Origin of the sequence: Methylobacterium sp. WL7 (assembly GCF_008040085.1) — a bacterium.
Lineage (GTDB): Bacteria > Pseudomonadota > Alphaproteobacteria > Rhizobiales > Beijerinckiaceae > Methylobacterium > Methylobacterium mesophilicum.
In genome coordinates this window covers 1-800 of sequence record NZ_VRVG01000343.1, presented here as the reverse complement: position 1 = coordinate 800, position 800 = coordinate 1, and the positions used below count along the sequence as shown (strand labels likewise).

Below are 800 nucleotides of genomic sequence, written 5' to 3'. Positions count from 1 at the left end.
CCCCTGGGGCGTGAGCGCGTGCACCACCTCCGGCAGCGCCTGGGCGAGCTGCGAGAGCAGCGTCTCGCGGTCCATCCCGGTCTGGCTCTGGAGGGTGTCGAGGGTGTCGGGGCCGAGCGCCTGGGCGAGCTGGGCCGGGGCCACCGGGCGGTTGCTGCCGTGGCCGATCCAGGATTCGATCACGTCGCCGAGGCCGCCCTGGCGGAAGCGGTCGACCAGGCCGTCGAGGCCGCCCAGGTCGCCCTGTCCTTCATCCTGTCCGAAACCGCCGCGCGGGGCCGGGGCGGCGCCGGCCCGGGCCGGGCCGGACTCGCCCGGGCCGTCGAGCATGCCGGACAGGTCGGAGAAATCGCCGGGCGGCAGGGACGGGTCGGAGGGGCCGGCCTCCCGGCGCTGGCCGGACTGGTCCCAGCCGCCGATGTCGCCCGGGTCGCCGCGTCCGCCGGCATCGGCGGGGTGCTGGCCCGGATCGCGCCCGTAGGGGCCGGCGCCGCCGGACCGGTCGGCCTCGGGCCCCGGCTCACCCTGATGGCCGCGCCCGAAGATGTCGCCGAAGCCGCCGCTGGCGCCCTTGGCGAGCAGCAGCATCAGCAGGGCCTTCACCAGGGGCGACATCCCGCCGGCCCCCTGCTTCTGGCCGCCGAACACCTGACCGAGCACGCCGCCGATCGCCGATTCGAGCAAACCCATAAGCGTCCCTCCGGGGCGGGGTCCGCCCGGGCTGACAACGGCGTCGGAGGGGTGGGGGTTGCAGGCCGGACCGGATGTTGCGCTGGCATTCCCTCCCCCCTCTGCGGGGG

Annotated in this window: 1 protein-coding gene; it reads right to left on the bottom strand. The window is 76.5% G+C overall.

Features of this window, described 5'->3' with window-relative positions; translation table 11 throughout:
- Nucleotides 1–690: YidB family protein (locus FV233_RS29675; RefSeq protein ID WP_147899661.1), on the bottom strand; the 690-nt coding region annotated here is incomplete at its 3' end.
- Between the last annotated feature and the right edge of the window lie 110 nt (nucleotides 691–800).